This is a genomic window from Mycobacterium europaeum (assembly GCF_034555895.2).
Lineage (GTDB): Bacteria > Actinomycetota > Actinomycetes > Mycobacteriales > Mycobacteriaceae > Mycobacterium > Mycobacterium europaeum.
The window spans coordinates 2,898,815-2,916,915 of record NZ_CP157315.1 but is presented as its reverse complement, the minus strand read 5'-3'; the positions used below and the strand labels follow the sequence as shown (position 1 = coordinate 2,916,915).

Here is an 18,101-nt window from a genome sequence, read left to right as displayed (position 1 = left end):
CGAAAAGATCGGTGGGGTCTTCGTTACCATTCGGAAGCTGCGCCACGACGTCCCTCTCTCGCATTCATCCCCTGTTCGGCTAGCCGGTAGCTCAGCCGGGAAGCACCTGTTTGTCAAGGTTTCGGGCGGCATCGTGGTCGATGCCGTCGTACGCTTTGGCGGCGGCACGCAGGTTGGCGGCGAGGTCGGTGGCGACCTCGATCATGAGTCCGATCGCCTCCGCGCGGCGGACCTCGACTCCCACGACGGCATCATTGCCGGGTCCGCAGGCCAGACCATGGTTGACCCACACGTTGACGCCGACTCCGTCGACCGCCCCGGCGGACGACTTGAAATCCTCCTTGGTCGCGTCCTGCGCGCGCGCCAGCACTTCGTCAAGGTACTTCGACGTGACGCTCAAGTTCGCCATGGAACCTCCTCGTTGGATTCGATTGCGCCGCAGAGAGATCGGGTTGTCAATGTGCTTTACACGGCGGACTGCGGCCGGCGCGGCTCTCCCGCCTGGTCGGCTTCGAGCGCCGCGACGGCGGCGGGTGCGCGCTCGGTCGCCGCGGCGCCCGCGGCCGCGCCCGCCACTGCGGCGCCGTCGCTCGCGGTGACGTCCTCGGGGACGGCACCCGCTATCGGGGTCCCGTCGGCGGCGGTGGCGGGCCCCTTGCGCTCCCGGGCGGTGGAGGCCGACCGTTGCGGGTAGCCGGGGCCGGTCAGGGCCGAGGTTTGTCCTGCAGGTTGGCCGGCTTGACTGGGCGCCCCCGCCGGCTGAGTCGGGGCGGGCATGCCCCTCACCTGCTGGCCCGACATCTGGATCAGTTCGCTCAGGCGAGGAGCCGTTGCCGGGCTGGCGGGTGCGGCCGCACCGGCCGGCAGGGATGTGCCGGGAGCCTCGGACGACGTGAACTCGGTGGAGAAATCGGAGATGGTGGACGTCGCCGAGGACGCCATGTGAGCGGACGGCGCAATCCGAGAAGTCGACAGATATTCTTTCATCTCCGCGATGATCTTCTCGTACTCCCGGACTACTTCCTGCACCTTCGGCCGGGTCTCCGTGCCAGAGAAGATTTCCATGAAGCCAATGGCGCTCACCGTCGCGGTGATCGCCACGATGGTGACGGCTTTCTGAAACACCAGGGACGAGGCTTCACTCCCTTGGGCTTTGATCAGGAGGGCGACAAAGATGCAGCCGGTGAGGCCGTCCTTTATTCCGGCGATGGCACGGCGGACCTCGGTGAGCTGATCGACTTCGGCCTCCAGGATTTTCATCATTGCCTGGTCCTGATTTCGCATCAGGGTCACGCGGTCCAGCTGGGTTTGGTTCTGTTTGGCGTACTCTTCCGACGCTGAGCCCTCCCATCTGCTGTCGGGGAAGGCGGACTCCAGGTCTTTCTTGGGCGAATCGAGCTTGGAACGGGCGTTGTCGAACTCCGCTCCCTTGGTGGCGTCGCCAAGGCCAAGGAAATACTCGAAAACCGTGATGGCGACGATGCCCCATTCGATGATCGGCACCTCCGCCGCCCAGGGATTTGTTCGCTCCTCGAGACCGCGTTCTATCTCGGCCTTTATGCGTCGCTCAGCGATCCCCTTGACGACAATTTTGGTCGTTTCCATGCCGAATGCGCCGGCGCCGATTCCGGTCGCAACCCAGTCCTTTGCGGCGGCGTTCTTTCCTATGCCGGCCAGGCTCCCTACCAGACCGCCGATTTCGGATGCGGCAACGACCATTTCCATGATCCCTTCTGCGAGTAGGGAGTTCGCGCCTTGCGTCGAGCCTAACAGCTGCCAGACGGTGGCTAGAGCACCAATTTTGTGGCAATCCAGGCGTTAGTCGCGGTTTGCTACCGACCGCCTCTCATCGAGGAAATGGCGGCAGCGAAGATCACCCGTGCCGCCGAGTGAATAGCTCCGCTCCGCCCTAGGTCTCCTCGGGTGCGGCGGGCGGCTGCAACGCCCGGGCCAGCGGGGGATCCACCAGTTCCCGCTGCCACTGCCGCGCCTGACCGGCGCGCAGAAACGCGTCGACCGCCTCGAGCGGATCGGGCGCGGGCTCCCAGTCCCAGCACAGCCGTCGCACCAGATCCGGGGAGACCAGGTTCTCGGTGGGGACGTTGACCCGCTCCGACACCTGGGACAGTGCCGCCCGCGCCGCCTCCAGCCGTGCGGCGGCCTCCGGTTTGCGCCGGCTCCACCGCGCCGCCGGCGGCGGCCCGTTCGACTGTTCGGCGTCCACGGGCGGATTCTTGGTTTGCCTGGCCGCCTCCAGCGCCCCCAGCCACGTGGCGGCACTGCGACGCTGATTGCGCCCGCCGAACACCGGCAACGCGGTGAGCTCCTCGACCGTCTTCGGGTCGGCCAGGGCGGCCTCGATGATGGCCGAGTCCGGCAGGATGCGCCGCGGCGCGATGTCGCGGCGCTGGGCGATGCGGTCGCGCGTCAACCACAGCTCGCGGACCGCGGCCAGGCCGCGCCGGTCGCGGACCCGGTGGATCCCCGACGTGCGCCGCCACCGGTCCGGCCGCATCGCGGGCTCCTTCGTGCCCGCCGCCCGCAGATAGTCGAATTCCTCTGCGGCCCAATCCGTTTTGCCTTGCTGGGCCAGGACGTCGGCGATCGCGGTGCGCAGCTCGATGAGCAGTTCCACATCCAGCGCCGCGTAATTGAGCCATTCCTCGGGCAGGGGGCGTTTGGACCAGTCCGCCGCGCCGTGGCCCTTGGCCAAACCGGACCCCAGCAGCCGCTCCACCATGGTCGCCAGGTTCACCCGCTCGAACCCGGCCAGCCGGCCGGCGAGCTCGGTGTCGTAGAGCGCCGGCGGCTGCAAGCCGACCTCGGCCAGGCAGGGCAGGTCCTGGTCGGCCGAATGCAGGATCCATTCGTCGTCGCGCAGCACCTCGGCGACCGGCCGCAGTGCCTCGAGCGGGTCGGCCTCGTGGCTCACCGGGTCGATGAGCACGGTGCCGGCGCCGGCCCGCCGGATCTGGATCAGGTAGGCCCGGTTGGAGTACCGGAAACCGGACGCGCGCTCGGCGTCCACCGCGAACGGTCCACGCCCACGCTCCAGCAGTTCGGCCGCCGCCTCGATCTGGCGGACGGTCACGGAGAGGTTGGGGATCCCTTCGGCCGGGCGCAGCAGCGGGGTGGGCTGGGGTTCGCTGCTGCCGGGCTCGGTGCTGCCTTGCCCGTCGGCGGCCGGTTCGGACATGTCAGGCGCGCGACCTCGAGCTCAGGTCGGTCACGCCCGTCGGCGGGAGCCCCGCCGCGTGTTCGAGGACCTCGCAGAACGCCTCGACGTGGACGCCGACTTGCGGCGTGGTCGCCGTCCACGACGCCCGCAGCTCCAGCTGGTGGGCGCGCGGCGGCCCGGAGATGTCGCCGTAGCGCACCGATGTGGTGGCCGTGACGGTGCCGCCCAGCGCGGTGACCTGCTCCATCCGGGATTCCAGCGCGTCGACCAGCCAGCTCCACGCCACCTCGGGCAGCAGGGGGTCGACGGCCTCGCTGGGGTCCAGGTCGGCCTGGATGTAGGCGACCAGGCGGATGGTGCCGTCCCACGCGTCGGCGCCTTCCGGGTCGTACAGCAGGATCAGGCGGCCGAAGGCGTCGCCGTCGGATCGCTCGGGGACGATTTCGCGGTCGGGATGTTTGACCTCGGCTCCCAGCGCGTAGCTGTAGGGCGCGAGGCGTTGCGGCGGGCGGATCGGGCCCAGCTCGATCTCCGGCCGCACGGTGACGCCGTTCATGGCCGCGACCGCCTCGCGGAAGGGCTCCGGTTCAGCTGAGGTCACTTGGCGCCGCTCCTGTTCATCCAGGCCACTTCGCGGCGGCGCGGCGTAGGTCATGAGCGCCACTCTCCCCCGCAAGCGGGTGGTGCCCCCGCCCCATCTGCGCAGTCCTGCGTCGTCACGGCACGGGTCACAGGGTCCGACGGTAGACCCATCGGCGGACGCGCGGCATCAGGCGCGCCGACCGCGATCAAGCCGTTATAAGACCCCATGGCAGCCTATCGACCCAGCTCAGGACCCTGTTCCGCGGTAAATCGGGCGGGCCGCTTCTCCCGATGCGCGGCGAGGCCTTCCTGCACGTCGGGGCCGCTGAAGCTGAGGAACTCCAGGCCGAGCGAGGTGTCGAAGGCGGGCGCGAACATGCGGTACCAGTAGTTGAGGCTGTGCTTGGTCCAGCGGATCGCGTTCTGGGCGCCGCGGGCCAGATCCTCCGCGATGCGCGTCGCCGTCGCCAGCACGTCGTCGTCGTCGACGCAGGTGGACACCAGGCCGATGCGCTCGGCTTCCTCACCGAGCAACGTCTCGCAGGTGAGCAGGTAGTACTTGGCCTTGGCCATGCCGGCCAGCAGCGGCCAGCAGATCGCGGCGTGGTCACCCGCGGCCACGCCCAGCTTGGTGTGCCCGTCGATGAGTCTGGCGGTGCGGCCCGCCACGGAGATGTCGGCGAGCAGGGCCACCACCAGGCCCGCCCCGACGGCCGGGCCGCGAATCGCCGAGACCACGGGCTTGTCGAAGTTGACCAGGTTGAGCACCAGGTCGCGGGCCTCCCGCATGATGCGGATGCGGCCCTCGTAATCGCCGATGGTCTCGGCGATCAGGTCGAAGCTGCCGCCGGAGGAGAAGGCCTTGCCCTCGCCGCGGACCAGCACGACCCGCACGGCCGGATCGCGGGCGATCACCGGCCAGACGTCGGCGAGGTCGCGATGCATCTGCGGCCCGACCGAGTTGAGGCCGGGCGCATCGAGCACCAGCGTCAGGATGCCGTCGTCGCCCACCTCACAGCGCAGACTGGGGAACTCGTCGTAGCTGACCGGCGGCTGGCTGACTGGCACGGTCGTCGATATTACGCAGCGGCACCGTCATGGCAGCATTGAGGACAATGAGTACTCGCCGCGACCTTCCCGAGTCGCCGTATCTGGCCGCCGTCACCGGTGGGAAACCCAACCGAATCCCGGTCTGGTTCATGCGGCAGGCGGGTCGCTCGCTGCCCGAATACCGGGCGCTGCGGGCCCAGACCGACATGCTGGCGGCCTGCTTCGACGCAGAGCTGGTCTGCGAGATCACCCTGCAGCCGGTGCGCCGCCACGACGTCGACGCGGCGATCCTGTTCTCCGACATCGTGGTGCCGCTGCTCGGCGCGGGCGTCGACCTCGACATCGTCGCGGGGGTCGGGCCGGTCATCGCGTCGCCGGTGCGCACCGCCGCCGACGTCGACGCGATGAAACCCCTTGACCGGCAACGGATCCAGCCGGTGTCCGAGGCCGTCACGCTGCTGGTGGCGGCGCTCGGCGACGTCCCGCTGATCGGGTTCGCGGGTGCGCCGTTCACCCTGGCGTCCTATCTGATCGAGGGCGGCCCCAGCCGACACCACGCCCGCACCAAGGCGATGATGCTGGCCGAGCCGGCCACCTGGCACGCGCTGATGGAAAAGCTCACCGACATCACCGTCGGCTTTTTGCGGGCGCAGCTGGAGGCCGGGGTGGACGCCGTGCAGGTCTTCGACTCGTGGGCGGGCGCGCTGTCGCTCGCCGACTACCGCACCTACGTGCAGCCGCACAGCGCCCGGGTGTTCGGCGCGCTGGCCGAGCACGGCGTGCCGATGACGCACTTCGGGGTCGGCACCGCCGAGCTGCTGGGCGCCATGTCGGCCGTCGGCGCGACGGTGGTGGGCGTGGACTGGCGGACGTCGCTCACCGACGCGGCCGCCCGCGTCGCGCCGGGGACGGCGCTACAGGGCAACCTCGACCCGGTGGTGCTGATGGCGGGGTGGCCGGCCGTGGAACGCTCGGCCCGGGCGGTGGTCGAGGACGGGCGCCGCGCGGTCGACGCGGGCGCGATCGGTCACGTCTTCAACCTCGGCCACGGCGTGCTGCCCGAGACCGACCCCGGCGTGCTGACCGACCTGGTGTCGCTGGTCCACTCGCTATGACGTCGCCCTCGTATTGCGTTGTCGGGGGCGGAATTTCGGGGTTGACGGCGGCGTACCGGCTGCGGGCGGCGGTGGGCGACGACGCGGCCATCATGCTGTTCGAACCCGGCGACCGGCTGGGCGGGATCCTGCGCACCGAGCGGGTCGGCGGGCAGACCATGGACGTCGGCGCCGAGGCGTTCATCCTGCGCCGGCCCGAGATGCCGGCGCTGCTGGCCGAGCTGGGTCTGTCGGAGCGCCGGCTGGAGTCCACCGGCGCCCGGCCGCTGATCTACAGCCGGCGGACGTTGCATCCGCTGCCCACCGGCACGGTGGTCGGGATTCCGTCGTCGGCCGCCTCGATGGCCGGGCTGGTCGACGACGCGACCGTCGCGCGCATCGAAGCCGAGCCCGGCCGCCCGCTGGACTGGCGGCCCGGCAGCGATCCCGCGACGGCCGACCTGGTGGGCGAGCGGTTCGGCGAGCAGGTCGTCGCCCGGTCGGTGGACCCGCTGCTGAGCGGGGTGTACGCGGGTTCGGCGGCCACGATCGGCCTGCGCGCGGCGGCCCCGGGCGTCGCGGCGGCCTTGGACCGCGGCGCCACCAGCCTGACCGAGGCGGTCCGGCAGGCGCTGCCCCCGGCGACCGGCGGCCCGCTGTTCGGGGCGTTGGACGGTGGCTACCAGGTCCTGCTCGACGCGCTCGTCGAGCGCGCCCGGCCGCGCCGGGTACGGGCCGCGGTGCAGCGGCTGGAGCCGGCCCGGCCGGGATGGTCGCTGCTGGACGACGCCGGCACCCGCTGGCACGCCGACGCGGTCATCCTCGCCCTCCCCGCCCCGCGGCTGGTGCGCCTGATCGCCGACGTCGCGCCCGCGAGCGCGACCGCCGCCGGCCGGATCACCAGCGCATCGTCGGTGGTGGTGGCGTTGGCGGTGCCGGGCGACACCGCCCTGCCGCAGTGCTCCGGCGTGCTGGTGGCCAGCGGGGAAGCCTTGCACAGCAAGGCGATCACCCTGTCGTCGCGCAAGTGGGGCGCGCGGGGGGACACGCAACTGCTGCGGCTGTCGTTCGGTCGGTGCGGCGACGCCCTGGCCGAGACGGCGCTGGATGACGAGCTGCTGGAGTGGGCGGTGGACGATTTGGCCACCGTCTTCGGTCTGGACGTCAAGCTGGTGGATGCCCGCGTGCAGCGCTGGATCGAGGCGATGCCGCAGTACGGTCCCGGCCACGCCGAGCTGGTCGCCGAGATTCGGGCGGGCCTGCCGCCGACGCTCGCCGTGGCGGGCAGCTACCTCGACGGCATCGGCGTGCCGGCATGCGTCGGGGCGGCCGGCCGCGCGGTCGAGGCCCTCGCGGCGGAAGTGGCACGATAGGTTCCATGGCCAAGCTCGACTACGACACGCTCAACTCCACGATCCGCTACCTCATGTTCTCGGTGTTCTCCGTGGAGCCCGGTGAACTCGGTGACCAGCGCGACGACGTCATCGACGAGGCGTCGACGTTCTTCAAGCAGCAGGAGGAGCGCGGCGTCGTGGTGCGCGGCCTCTACGACGTCGCGGGCCTGCGGGCCGACGCCGACTTCATGATCTGGACCCACGCCGAACGGGTCGAGGCGCTGCAGGCCACCTACGCCGACTTCCGGCGCACCACCGCGCTGGGGCAGGCCAGCTCGCCGGTGTGGAGCAGCGTGGCGCTGCACCGGCCGGCCGAGTTCAACAAGAGCCACATCCCGGCGTTTCTGGCCGGTGAGGAGCCCGGCAACTACATCTGCGTCTATCCGTTCGTGCGGTCCTACGAGTGGTACCTGCTGCCCGACGAGGAGCGCCGCCGCATGCTCGCCGAACACGGCATGGCCGCGCGCGAATACAAGGACGTCCGCGCCAACACCGTGCCGGCCTTCGCGCTCGGCGACTACGAGTGGATCCTGGCCTTCGAGGCCCCCGAACTGCACCGCATCGTCGACCTGATGCGGGAGCTGCGCGCCACCGACGCCCGCCGCCACACCCGTGAGGAGACGCCGTTCTTCACCGGCCCGCGGGTGGCGGTCGAGCAGCTGGTGAACTCCCTGCCATGAGCCAGCCGGACGTCACCGATCCCGCCCGCTTCGAGGAGATGTACCGCGACGAGCGGACGTCGCACGGATTGCCCGCCGCCACGCCGTGGGACATCGGCGGGCCGCAACCGGTGGTCCAGCGGCTGGTCGCGCTCGGCGCGATCAAGGGCGAGGTGCTCGACCCGGGCACCGGGCCGGGCCACCACGCGATCTACTACGCCGCTCAGGGCTACTCGGCCACCGGCATCGACGGGTCGGCGGGCGCGCTGGAGCGGGCCCGCGAAAACGCCCGTAAGGCCGGGGTTTCGGTCAACTTCGAACTGGCCGACGCCACCAAGCTGGACGGCATGGACGGCCGGTTCGACACCGTCGTCGACTGCGCCTTCTACCACACCTTCAGCACCGACCCCGACCTGCAGCACTCCTACCTGCACGCGTTGCACCGTGCGACGAAACCCGGTGCGCGGCTGTACATGTTCGAGTTCGGCGAACACAACGTCAACGGCTTCAAAATGCTGCGGACGTTGTCCGACAAGGCTTTTCGTGACGTGCTTCCCCGTTGCGGCTGGGAGATCACCTACCTGGGCCCGACCACCTATCTGGTCAACATGAGCACCGAGTCGCTGGAGATGATGGCCGCGCGAAACCCGGATATGGCCGATCAAGTCCAGGAACTGCTGGAGCAGTTCCGCTTGATGGAGCCGTGGCTGGTCGACGGCCGGGTGCACGCCCCGTTCTGGGAAGTGCACGCCACCCGCGTGTCGCGGGAGCAAGGCGCGCCGTCGTGAAGGCCAGCGAACCCGGCGGCTACGAACCCGACGGCACCAGGCGCAGCGAGATGGAGTTGATGCAGTAGCGCTGATCCGTGGGGGTGGGGTAGCCCTCGCCGGTGAAGACGTGGCCCAGGTGGCTGTGGCAGTTCGCGCACAGCACCTCAGTGCGCGTCATCCCCAGCGAGCGGTCGGACCGCAGGATCACCGCGTCGGAGTTCGCCGGGTCGAAGAACGACGGCCAGCCGCAGTGCGACTCGAACTTCTCTGTGCTGCGGAACAATTCGGCGCCACAGGCCCGGCACTGGTAGACGCCTTCGGTCTTGGTGTCGGTGTACTCACCGGTGAAGGGCCGCTCGGTGCCGGCCTGACGCAGCACATGAAACTCCTCGGGCGTGAGCTTCTGCCGCCACTCGTCCTCGGTCAGCCGCAGCTTCGGGGTTGTCATGCATCCACGCTAGCGAAAGTCGCGGTGCCCCGCCCCCCGCGAGCGGGAGGTACCCCCGGCGCCGGGTCCGCCGCGCTTACGATCACCGCACGCCCTCACGCTCGCGCGTCAGCCACGCCGGATCGATGCCGTCTTCCAGCCGGTTCTCGGCTTTGGCATCCAGGTAACGGAACAGCAGCACAGTGAACACCACGATCAACAGCAGCGACCAGCCGTAGGTGATCTTCAGGTAGTGCAGCGCGCGGCCGTATCTCATCCACCGGTAGATCAGCCAGTCGTCCAGCGTCATGAAGCCGTAGATGCCCAGCCACGCCGGCCAGTTGCGGATCAGCGAGTTCGGCAGCACCACGGTCATCAGGAACGGGAACAGCATCATCGAGTAGTAGCCCTGGGCCAGCGACAGCACCAGCCACGACCACAGGAGCAGCACCCCCGACGATCCGGTGAACCAGAACAGCGGATCGCGGGTGCGGTAGTAGCGGTACAGCAGCCACAGGGCACCGATCGCCAGCAGCGTGAACAGCACCCGCAGGAACACGATCAACCAGGTGGGCAGGCCGAAGTAGACGCCGTTGCCCTCGATCGAGCTGTTGAAGTAGTCGCGCGTGCCCAGGATGTAGGGCAGCGTCTTGGTGACGAAGTCCATCGGGTCGCTGACCAGGGGCCACGCGGCCACATTGACGGCGACGGGCACGGCGACGGCCGGAACTAGGGCACGCCACTGGCGGTTGAGCAGGGGCAGCAGCAGCAACGGCCCGAGGACGGGTTTGAGTGTCAGCGTCAGGCCGATCGCCAATCCGGCCCACCACTGGCGGCTGGGCCGGCCGTCCAGCAACCACCGCAGATACAGCACCTCCGCCAACAGGACGCAGCCGTTGATGTTCGTGAAGACCAGCGTGCTGGTCACGCTCTCGGTGCAGAACATGGCCAGCAACAGCGCGGGCGCGGCGACCGAGGACAGCGTGAACTTGAACAGCCGCAGCAGCAGGTACCAGGCGACCAGGATGGCGATGGTGTTGATCAGGATGAACAGGTACCGCGACGGCGTGAAGGACAGGTACCCGAACGGAGCCATCAGCAGCGTGCCGCCGGGCGGATACAGGTAGTGCGGGTCGACGTAGTCGAAGTGCTCGTTGTAGATGTCCCAGCCGTGCCGGAAGTTGAGCACCGCCCGGTAGACCGGCTTGAAGTCGTCGGTGATGTTGCCGTTGAGGGGCAGGATGATGCTGCGGTGCAGTACCGAGAAGATGGCGATCGGCCACAGCGCGGACCGCAATATCGTGGCGGTGCTCGGCGGGCCGCTGCGGGGGCGGAAGGCGGCCAGGATCCAGTCGCGCAAGCCGGCTCGGGTCGATTCAGCTGCGGTCACCAGCGCACCGTACACCGGGGCCGGCCCGGAAAGTCAGGCGGGACAGTAGGTGTCGGTGCCGGGCAGTTTGCCGCTGTTGAGGTAGCCGATCAGCGGGGCGACCGCGCAATTCGAGTAGATGCTGGCGCCGTGGCCGATGCCCTGCCACATCACCCGCTTGCTGGCCGCGTTGGCGTTGATGATGGTGGCCGCCGTCGCGGCGACCCCTTCGGTGCCAACGATCGGGTCGTTCTGCACGCCCAGCAGCAGGACGTCGACCTTCAACGATTTCGGCGGCGCCGGCGGCGAGCCGGTGGGCCAGTGCACGCACTTGACCAAGTTGAGCGCCGCGACGGTGCCGAACTGGGGGTACAGCTTGCCCCACGCGACGACCAGCTCGCGCACCCGGTCCGGGGTGGGGCGGTTGACGGCGTCGCTGCAGGTGTTGACGAATTGGCCGTCGGTGTCCCGGGTGGCGTCGGCGTGGTTGATCAGGTTGGTCAGCTGGTTGGTGTCGCCGGACCGGGCGGCCGCCAGGGCGTTGGCCAGGTTGGTGGTGGCGTTGACGCGGCCGCCCGCGGGGAAGCCCAGCGCGACGGTGATGGCGTCGGCCAGCTGTGCCACCGACGCACCGCCGGGCCCCTTGCCGGCGCGGGCGTCGGCCAGCAACCCGCTGACGGCGCCCTTGGGGTCGGGGCCCAGCGCGCAATTGACCGCCAGGCACTGGGCGGCGAACGCGTCGAGCGCGGCCTGCTGGCCCTTGACCTGTTGTTCGGCGCCGGCTTCGGCGCTGACGCCCAACGCAACCGGCGAGTCAAGGATCAGCCGGGCGACCTTGTCGGGGCGCGCCGCGGCGTAGGCCAGCGCCACCTGGGCGCCGTTGCCGATCCCGACCAGCGCGACGGCGGGGACGTCCCACAGCGTCCGCAGCCGCTCGATGTCCGAGGCGGCGTGGGCGTTGTCGTAGGCGGACGCTCCGGGCGCGATGGCGTCGGTGCAGTTGGTGGTGGCCGTGTTCGCGACCTCGGACAGGTTGGCGACGGGATCGTCGCCGGTTTGGAACTGCGCCTGGTCGCGCATGATCTGGCGGTCGGAGGTGTCCCGGCAGTCGATCGGGTTCGACATGCCCATGCCGCGACGGTCGACGGCCACGATCGGGTGGGTCTGCAGCACGTCGGCGCCGCCGCGCGACAGCCAGACCGGCAGCTGCGCCGAGGACGGCAGGTCCGAGCCGGTGGTGAACACCAGCGGGCCGGCGTCGCGGGGCGTCTGGTTCGAGCGCGCCCGGACCACGCCGACGCTCACGTTGCCGGTCCCACCGCCGTTCGGGTCCAGGTCCGCGTCGTAGTTCGCGCAGTCCAGCTGGACGCCGGCGGCGGGCGGGACTGCGGCGTCGCCGAACACCTTCGACGTGCAGTCGTGCCACGGCAGGTCGTTCTTGGGGGCGGCCAGCGGCGGCGGGCCCTTGGGGGGCGGCTTGGCGGTGGTCGCCCCTTGGGGCCGGGCACCGGAATTGGTGGCGAAGCGCGGGTCGGCGGCCAGCCCCGGGACGCAGCCGGCGATCACGGTGGTCACCGCAACCAAGACCGTGGCGAGCGTGATCTGCCGACTCATGTCGACCACAGTAGCTAGGCCTTGACGTAGCGGGTGTACAGGTAACCGGCGTCGTCGGTCAAAACGTGGGCACAGCGCATCCGGGTCAGCAGCTGGCTGGGTCCCGTCGCGATGCGTCGGGCCAGCCCGCCGACGAGGTACGGCGCGATGGTCAGGCAGAGCTCGTCGAGCATGTCGCGCTGGATCAGCGAATCGAGCAGCATCGGTCCGCCCTCGGTCAGGATGCGGCGCAGTCCGCGATCGCCGAGGACACCCAGCATGGCGGCCTCGTCGACCTCGCCGGCGTCACTGCCCGAGCAGTCGATGACCTCGCACAGGTCGGTGAGCACTTGGCGCGCCGGGGCCGCCGCCGCCGCGCAGGTGAGCACCAGCGGCGGCACCTCGGTCCGGGTGAACACCGTCATGTCGCGGTCCAGGCGACCCGACTTGGTGACGATCGCCAGCTGCGGGACCTCGCTTTGCCCGCGGGCCTGGCGTCGCTGACGCTGGGCCGCGCTGAGCTGCGCGCCCGAGTAGCCCTCGACCCGCACGGTGCCCGCCCCGACGACGATGACGTCGGCGAGCTCGCGCAGCAGGTTGAACACCAACCGGTCGCCGGGGCCGCCCATCGTTCCGCTGCTGCCGCCGGAGGTGGCCCCGCCGTCCACGCTGGCGATGAAATTGGCCCGCACCCACCTCCCGTCGCCTTCGGGATAGTCGTAAAACCGGCGGAGTTCACCGTCGGTGAGTTCGCGTTGCGATCCGAGCAGCGACAGCGGCGTCTCGGGAAGGCCCATGAGGTTGATTGCAACACGCCGCTACAGTTCTGGCATGCACGGGTCCCTTTCGCGCCGGGTGGCGCGGCTGGTGGACCGGCATCCGACCGTGTCGCCGGAGCGGCTGATCGCCCAATTGAGGCCGCCCCCAACGTTCGCCGACGTGAGCTTCGCGACCTACCGGCCCGATCCGGCCGAGCCGACGCAGTCGGCCGCGGTCGCGGCGTGCCGGGACTTCTGCCGCCAGGCGGTGCAACGCCGCGCCGGTCGGCGAAAGTTGTCGGGCCGGCGGGCGGTGCTGCCCGGTGTCGGGTTGTATCTGGACGGCGGGTTCGGTGTGGGCAAGACCCATCTGCTGGCGTCGGCCTACTACGAGCTGCCCGGCGACGGGCCGGAGTCGTCAACTCCCAAGGCGTTCGCGACATTTGCAGAGCTGACGCAGCTGGCCGGAGTGTTCGGCTTCGCCGAATGCGTGGACCTGCTCGCCGACTACACGGCGGTGTGCATCGACGAGTTCGAGCTGGACGACCCCGGCAACACCACGCTGATCGCGCGGCTGCTCTCGTCGCTGGTCGAGCGGGGGGTGTCGGTGGCCGCGACCTCCAACACGCTGCCCGAGAAGCTCGGCGAGGGCCGGTTCGCCGCCCAGGACTTCCTGCGTGAGATCAACACCCTGGCAAGCATTTTCACGACCGTGCGGATCGACGGTCCCGACTATCGGCACCGGGGGCTGCCGCCCGCGCCGCGGCCGTTGTCGGACGAAGCGGTCGCCGCGCGCGCCGCGCGGGTCGACGGGGCGACGCTCGACGATTTCGACGCGCTGTGCGCGCATTTGGCCACCATGCACCCGTCGCGGTACCTCACCCTGATCGAAGGGGTGACCGCAGTGTTCTTGACCGCCGTGCACGGCATCGACGACCAGAACGTGGCGTTGCGGCTGGTGGCGCTGACCGACCGGTTGTATGACGCCGGCATTCCGGTGGTCGCCTCCGGCGACAGGTTGGACTGCGTCTTCAGCGAGGAGATGCTCGCCGGCGGCTATCGAAAGAAGTATCTGCGGGCCATGTCTCGGCTTGTGGCGCTGACGGTCAACGAACCGCACGGGTCATGACGAAGTCGTCTTCGACGCTGTCGCCCACCTGGAAGGTCCGGGTGCCGGTGACGGTGAAGCCGCTCTTGGCGTAGAAGCGTTGTGCGCGTTGGTTGGCCTGGTTGACGCCCAGCCACACGCGGGCCGCTCCCCATTCTGCGGCGGTGGCCAGCGCTAGGTCCATCAGCGCGGCCGCCACCCCGGTCCCGTGGTGCTCGGCCGCGACGTAGATCTTGGACAGTTCCGCCGTGTCGTTGCCGGCATCGCGAATTAGCATGGCGTAACCGATGATTCGATCGTCGATCGTCGCCGCCAGGATCGCGCGTCGCGGGTCGGTCAGGTACTCGGTGAAGCGCGCGGCCGACAAATTGGCGTCAACGAACGCCGCGACGTTCTCGCGCGGCACGGACGCCGGGCAGGCCAATGCGAAGGTGCGCGCGGCGATATCGGCCAGCTGCCGGACGTCGACGGAATCCGTCGTGACGACGCGTACGGTGCTTGTCAGAGGTTCCACTGCGCGAGGTGGTAGCCCGTCTTCTTGTCCAGCAGCACCACGGTGGAGACGGGATCGCGGTAGGCGTCCCAATACACTTCGCCGCGCACCACCGCACCGTTGGGCGCGTTGGTGAGCACGTTGTCCAGCGCGTCGGGCGCATCGGAGGCCCGCGGCTTGTAGGCGTCGGCGAACGGCGTCACCCCGTCGAAGCTGAAGTTCGTCGCCATGATGAACGGATTGGGCACCCGGACGGCATGAACGACCACGTCGGCGCGTTCGACGGTGCTGCCGGGGAAGCCCTTGTAGGTGCCTTCGCGGGTGTAGCCGAAGCCGGGCGGCGGGTCGCAGGGTGACACCCCGGCGACCGTGACGTCGGCGACGTAGGTGCCGGTGTCCACCCGCAGCGTGTCACCGATGTGGCCGATCGGGGCGTCGCCGGCCCAGGCGCGGGGAGCGGGAAGAACGGCGACGGCGGTGACGCTCGCCGCGGCGACGAGGAACGCGGACCAGACGATCAACCACCGGTGCGTCTTCGCCATGTCTTGCCTCCTAGGCACCCTGGGAAGGGGACCTTCGAATGATCGCACACCCGGTCGAGCGGTCGGGAGGGGTCGACCACACCCCGGTCAGCGCTGCGCGCGGGCGCTTGTTCCCGCCCCGAGCGATTCCAGCGCCTTGATCAAATCGCTTTCGACACGGCCCTTGTCCACGCCGCATCGGCGCAGCGGGCCTTCGTCGGGCGACGAGTCCTCGAGCTCGAGCAGCGCCAGCAGCAGGTGCTCGGTCCCGATGTAGTTGTGGCCCAAGCGAAGTGCTTCCCGGAAGGTCAGCTCGAGTGCCTTGCGTGCGGGTCCGCTGAACGGGATCAGGTCGGGGGTCGTGGGGCCCGCCGGGGGTAGCTGCACGGCGGCGCGCAACGCCTCGGTGTCGATCTTTTGCAGGTGCAGCAACACCGTGGCCAGGGCGGAAGGATCGCTGAGCACGCCGAGCAGCAGGTGGTCGGGGGTGATCTCGTCGTTGGCCGCGTCGTGCGCGGCGTTCTGGGCGGCCACCACCGCGCCCCGCGCCCGCGGGGTGAAGCGGCTGAAGCCCTGTTCGGGGTCCAGGGTGGTCGGCTCGGCGCGCGGCACGAAGCGCTTCTGCGCCGCCTGTTTGGTGACGCCCATGCTCTTGCCGATGTCGGTCCACGACGCCCCGGAGCGGCGGGCCTGATCCACGAAGTGCCCGATCAGGTGGTCGGCGACCTCGCCCAGGTGCTCGGCGGCGAGCACGGCGTCGGCCAGTTGGTCCAGCGCGTCGGTGTGCACCGATTTGATGGCGGTGATCAGTTCGTCGAGGCGGACCGGGTAGGCGATGCGGGTCGGGTCGGACATGTCGTCAACGATAGGTTGACGCCGCGCAGGTGTCAACCAAGGGTTGACGATCGTTAAGAATTGTTTCGCCGGCTGCGGACCTGCGGCCGGGTCTGGAACGATTTCGAATTTATGAAGCTCGTTCTGACAATTGCCAGCGTTGCGGCCGCGATCGGCCTGGCTGTGCCCGCGCACGCCGATGACACCGACGACGCCTTCCTTGCGTCGCTGGATTCGGCCGGCTTCACCTATACCGATCCGGGCCAAGTCATCCAGGCCGCTCACTACGTGTGCTCGGCGGCCGGCGGTGGCACGGCGATGCCGGACATCGCGAAGGCGATGACATCGAAGGCCGCCGCGCTGACGGAGGAGAAAGCGGAGAAGTTCACCGCTATCGCGGCCAGTGCCTACTGCCCGGACGCGATTTCGTCGTCCACCCCGGCGACCACCACCGCCAGCTCCTAGCCGCCCGGGACGGCCCCGGTGGCGGGCCGTCAGCGGGACGTCGCCAACCGGTTTGCCGACCGCGGCCAACTCGTATTGCCCCCAGGCGCTTTGGGTGCCCGACGCCGCCTCCCGGCGGCGGCGCCGCGGTGATGATGTGATCCGCTTTTTACATATCCGCGCCCTAACGGCGGGTGAACGAAACGTGTAATCAACAATTGCTCCATACCATTTCGGCGACGGACAGCGGCCGTAGTCGAAAGCGAGCAGGGTTTGGACTTCCTTCAGCAGCAATTGGTCGAACCCCTGAGCAACCTCCTCAGTACACACGTTTTGATCTATTTGCTGATCGGTGGCGGTGCCTATTTCACGGTGCGCACCCGCTTCATTCAGATCCGCTACTTCGGGCGTATGCTTCGGCAGCTGCGGCGGGCGCACCATGACGACGGCGGTATCTCGTCGTTCCAGGCGTTCTGCGTGGGTCTGGCGTCGCGGGTGGGCACCGGCAACATCGCGGGCGTCGCCATCGCGCTGACGGTCGGCGGGCCCGGTGCCGTCTTCTGGATGTGGGTGGTGGCGGCGGTCGGCATGGCCACCGCGTTGATCGAGGCCACCCTGGCCCAGATCTTCAAAGTCCGGTCGGACGACGGCGCGTTCCGTGGCGGTCCCGCGTTCTACATCGAACGCGGGCTGCGGTCACGGGCGGGCGGCATCGCCTTCGCCATGCTGTTGGTTGTCACGTTCTCCACCGCGTTCAACATGGTGGAGACCAACGCGATCAGCGGGGTGCTGCAGTCGTCGCACGGCGTCGGAGTCGGTTGGACCACAGTCGTTTTGGCGGTGCTGGCGGCGCCCGTGCTGTTCGGCGGCGTGCGCCGGGTCGCCCAATTCGCCGGATCGGTGCTTCCGGTGGTCGCGCTGGCGTACACGCTGCTGGCGCTGGGAATCGTGGCCGTCAACATCACCGAGCTGCCGATGGTGATCAGGGAGATCATTGGCGGGGCCTTCGGAATCCGCCAAATGGCAGGCGGTTTCGCGGGTGGTGTGCTCGCCGCGATGTTCACCGGTGTCAAACGGGGGCTGTTCGCCTGCGAGGCCGGGATGGGCAGCTCGCCCAACATCGCCGGCGCCGCGACCGTGAGGCATCCGGTGGAACAGGGCCTGATTCAGTCGCTCGCCGTGTTCGTCGACACCATGGTGATCTGCACGGCGACGGCGTTCATCGTGCTGCTGTCGGGACCCGGAACCTATAACCCGGCCCGCTTGGGGGCGGTCGCCGGCGCCAGCCTGACCGAGTCCGCGATCGCGGCCGACCTCGGCTCGTGGACCACGTTGCTGGTGACCGCTGTCGTGTTCGTCTTCGCGTTCGCGTCGGTCCTGAGCAACTACGTGGTCGCGGAGGCCAATCTGTTCTACCTGGGCGGGCGGCGCCTGGCGGCCAACGTGCTGAAGGTGGTCACGCTGGTGTCCATCGTCTTCGGCGCGTTGGCCAAGCTGACGCTGGTGTGGGCGCTCGCCGACCTGACGATGGCGGTGATGGCCATCGCGAACCTGGTTACGATCTGCTTGCTGGGCAAGTGGGCGTTCGCGGCGCTCAAGGACTATCACCGGCAGTTCGCGCAGGGCCGGGCGCCCGTGTTCGTCGCCAGCGAGGCGGCCCTGCCGGGTGTGCTCGACGGCGACATCTGGGAACCCGCGGAGCGCCGGCAGGTCGGCGCGCTGCCGGAATCGTTGACGATGCGCCGCCCGGCGCCGCGATTCTCCCGGGCGCCGGCGGCATAGCCGGCCGGCAAGAGTTCACCCACCGTTTGCCCGACGAGATGCCAT

At 69.4% G+C, this 18,101-nt stretch carries 19 protein-coding genes; 7 read left to right on the top strand and 12 right to left on the bottom strand.

Annotation, left to right across the window (positions count from 1 at the left end):
• Nucleotides 1-91: 91 nt before the first annotated feature.
• The 5 genes from U8D42_RS12985 to U8D42_RS12965 form a co-directional block, all read right to left on the bottom strand.
• Nucleotides 92-409 carry a type VII secretion target gene (locus tag U8D42_RS12985; protein ID WP_085240030.1) on the bottom strand — a complete coding sequence of 106 codons (318 nt, stop codon included), beginning with the start codon at nucleotides 407-409 and terminating at the stop codon, nucleotides 92-94.
• Nucleotides 410-465: 56 nt separating this feature from the next.
• Complete coding sequence (locus U8D42_RS12980) at nucleotides 466-1,725, bottom strand: EspA/EspE family type VII secretion system effector (RefSeq protein ID WP_322860083.1); 1,260 nt, start codon at nucleotides 1,723-1,725, stop codon at nucleotides 466-468.
• A 184-nt stretch (nucleotides 1,726-1,909) separates the two neighbouring features.
• On the bottom strand, nucleotides 1,910-3,196 hold the full coding sequence (locus U8D42_RS12975; protein ID WP_322860084.1) for a ribonuclease D: 1,287 nt from the start codon (nucleotides 3,194-3,196) through the stop codon (nucleotides 1,910-1,912).
• 1 nt (nucleotide 3,197) lies between these two features.
• The gene (locus U8D42_RS12970; RefSeq protein WP_322860085.1) at nucleotides 3,198-3,833 is read right to left on the bottom strand and encodes a DUF3000 domain-containing protein; all 636 of its coding nucleotides are present in this window, start codon (nucleotides 3,831-3,833) and stop codon (nucleotides 3,198-3,200) included.
• 161 nt (nucleotides 3,834-3,994) lie between these two features.
• Nucleotides 3,995-4,828: an enoyl-CoA hydratase/isomerase family protein gene (locus tag U8D42_RS12965; protein ID WP_322860086.1), complete on the bottom strand. Its 834-nt coding sequence runs from the start codon at nucleotides 4,826-4,828 to the stop codon at nucleotides 3,995-3,997.
• 47 nt (nucleotides 4,829-4,875) lie between these two features.
• Between U8D42_RS12965 and hemE the strand changes: the two genes are divergently transcribed.
• From hemE to U8D42_RS12945, 4 genes are read left to right on the top strand one after another with little or no spacing between them, the layout of a single operon-like run.
• On the top strand, nucleotides 4,876-5,925 hold the full coding sequence (hemE, locus tag U8D42_RS12960; protein ID WP_090423087.1) for a uroporphyrinogen decarboxylase: 1,050 nt from the start codon (nucleotides 4,876-4,878) through the stop codon (nucleotides 5,923-5,925).
• The gene (locus tag U8D42_RS12955; RefSeq protein WP_322860087.1) at nucleotides 5,922-7,277 is read left to right on the top strand and encodes a protoporphyrinogen oxidase; all 1,356 of its coding nucleotides are present in this window, start codon (nucleotides 5,922-5,924) and stop codon (nucleotides 7,275-7,277) included. The genes hemE and U8D42_RS12955 overlap by 4 nt, the downstream gene beginning before the upstream one ends.
• Nucleotides 7,278-7,282: 5 nt before the next feature.
• Nucleotides 7,283-7,978, top strand: a complete 696-nt coding sequence (hemQ, locus tag U8D42_RS12950; RefSeq protein WP_085240037.1) for a hydrogen peroxide-dependent heme synthase — start codon at nucleotides 7,283-7,285, stop codon at nucleotides 7,976-7,978.
• Complete coding sequence (locus tag U8D42_RS12945) at nucleotides 7,975-8,745, top strand: class I SAM-dependent methyltransferase (protein ID WP_322860088.1); 771 nt, start codon at nucleotides 7,975-7,977, stop codon at nucleotides 8,743-8,745. The genes hemQ and U8D42_RS12945 overlap by 4 nt, the downstream gene beginning before the upstream one ends.
• 19 nt (nucleotides 8,746-8,764) lie before the next feature.
• Here the strand turns inward: U8D42_RS12945 and msrB are convergent, their stop codons facing one another.
• The 4 genes from msrB to U8D42_RS12925 form a co-directional block, all read right to left on the bottom strand.
• Nucleotides 8,765-9,175, bottom strand: coding sequence for a peptide-methionine (R)-S-oxide reductase MsrB (gene msrB / locus U8D42_RS12940; RefSeq protein ID WP_085240040.1), 411 nt, complete (start codon nucleotides 9,173-9,175; stop codon nucleotides 8,765-8,767).
• 82 nt (nucleotides 9,176-9,257) lie between these two features.
• Nucleotides 9,258-10,559 (bottom strand): arabinofuranan 3-O-arabinosyltransferase, encoded by a 1,302-nt coding sequence (gene aftC, locus U8D42_RS12935; protein WP_085240041.1) that lies wholly within the window; start codon nucleotides 10,557-10,559, stop codon nucleotides 9,258-9,260.
• A gap of 18 nt (nucleotides 10,560-10,577) precedes the next feature.
• Nucleotides 10,578-12,137, bottom strand: coding sequence for an alpha/beta hydrolase (locus tag U8D42_RS12930; RefSeq protein WP_322860089.1), 1,560 nt, complete (start codon nucleotides 12,135-12,137; stop codon nucleotides 10,578-10,580).
• A 14-nt stretch (nucleotides 12,138-12,151) separates the two neighbouring features.
• On the bottom strand, nucleotides 12,152-12,913 hold the full coding sequence (locus U8D42_RS12925; protein WP_085240043.1) for a pyrimidine reductase family protein: 762 nt from the start codon (nucleotides 12,911-12,913) through the stop codon (nucleotides 12,152-12,154).
• Here U8D42_RS12925 and zapE point away from each other — a divergent pair.
• Entirely contained in the window at nucleotides 12,912-14,003 is a 1,092-nt protein-coding gene (gene zapE / locus U8D42_RS12920) for a cell division protein ZapE (RefSeq protein ID WP_322860090.1), read from the top strand. The genes U8D42_RS12925 and zapE overlap by 2 nt on opposite strands.
• Here the strand turns inward: zapE and U8D42_RS12915 are convergent.
• The 3 genes from U8D42_RS12915 to U8D42_RS12905 form a co-directional block, all read right to left on the bottom strand.
• Nucleotides 13,981-14,496 carry a GNAT family N-acetyltransferase gene (locus U8D42_RS12915; protein ID WP_322860091.1) on the bottom strand — a complete coding sequence of 172 codons (516 nt, stop codon included), beginning with the start codon at nucleotides 14,494-14,496 and terminating at the stop codon, nucleotides 13,981-13,983. The genes zapE and U8D42_RS12915 overlap by 23 nt on opposite strands.
• Nucleotides 14,484-15,017, bottom strand: a complete 534-nt coding sequence (locus U8D42_RS12910; RefSeq protein WP_322860092.1) for a hypothetical protein — start codon at nucleotides 15,015-15,017, stop codon at nucleotides 14,484-14,486. The genes U8D42_RS12915 and U8D42_RS12910 overlap by 13 nt, the downstream gene beginning before the upstream one ends.
• A gap of 87 nt (nucleotides 15,018-15,104) precedes the next feature.
• A complete protein-coding gene (locus U8D42_RS12905; protein WP_090423093.1) occupies nucleotides 15,105-15,851 on the bottom strand; it encodes a Clp protease N-terminal domain-containing protein in 747 nt (248 codons plus the stop codon).
• 60 nt (nucleotides 15,852-15,911) lie between these two features.
• Here U8D42_RS12905 and U8D42_RS12900 point away from each other — a divergent pair, with 60 nt between their 5' ends.
• Together U8D42_RS12900 and U8D42_RS12895 are read left to right on the top strand one after the other, a co-directional pair.
• Entirely contained in the window at nucleotides 15,912-16,295 is a 384-nt protein-coding gene (locus U8D42_RS12900; protein WP_322860093.1) for a DUF732 domain-containing protein, read from the top strand.
• A gap of 252 nt (nucleotides 16,296-16,547) precedes the next feature.
• Nucleotides 16,548-18,056 carry an alanine/glycine:cation symporter family protein gene (locus U8D42_RS12895; RefSeq protein ID WP_322860094.1) on the top strand — a complete coding sequence of 503 codons (1,509 nt, stop codon included), beginning with the start codon at nucleotides 16,548-16,550 and terminating at the stop codon, nucleotides 18,054-18,056.
• Nucleotides 18,057-18,101: the final 45 nt, after the last annotated feature.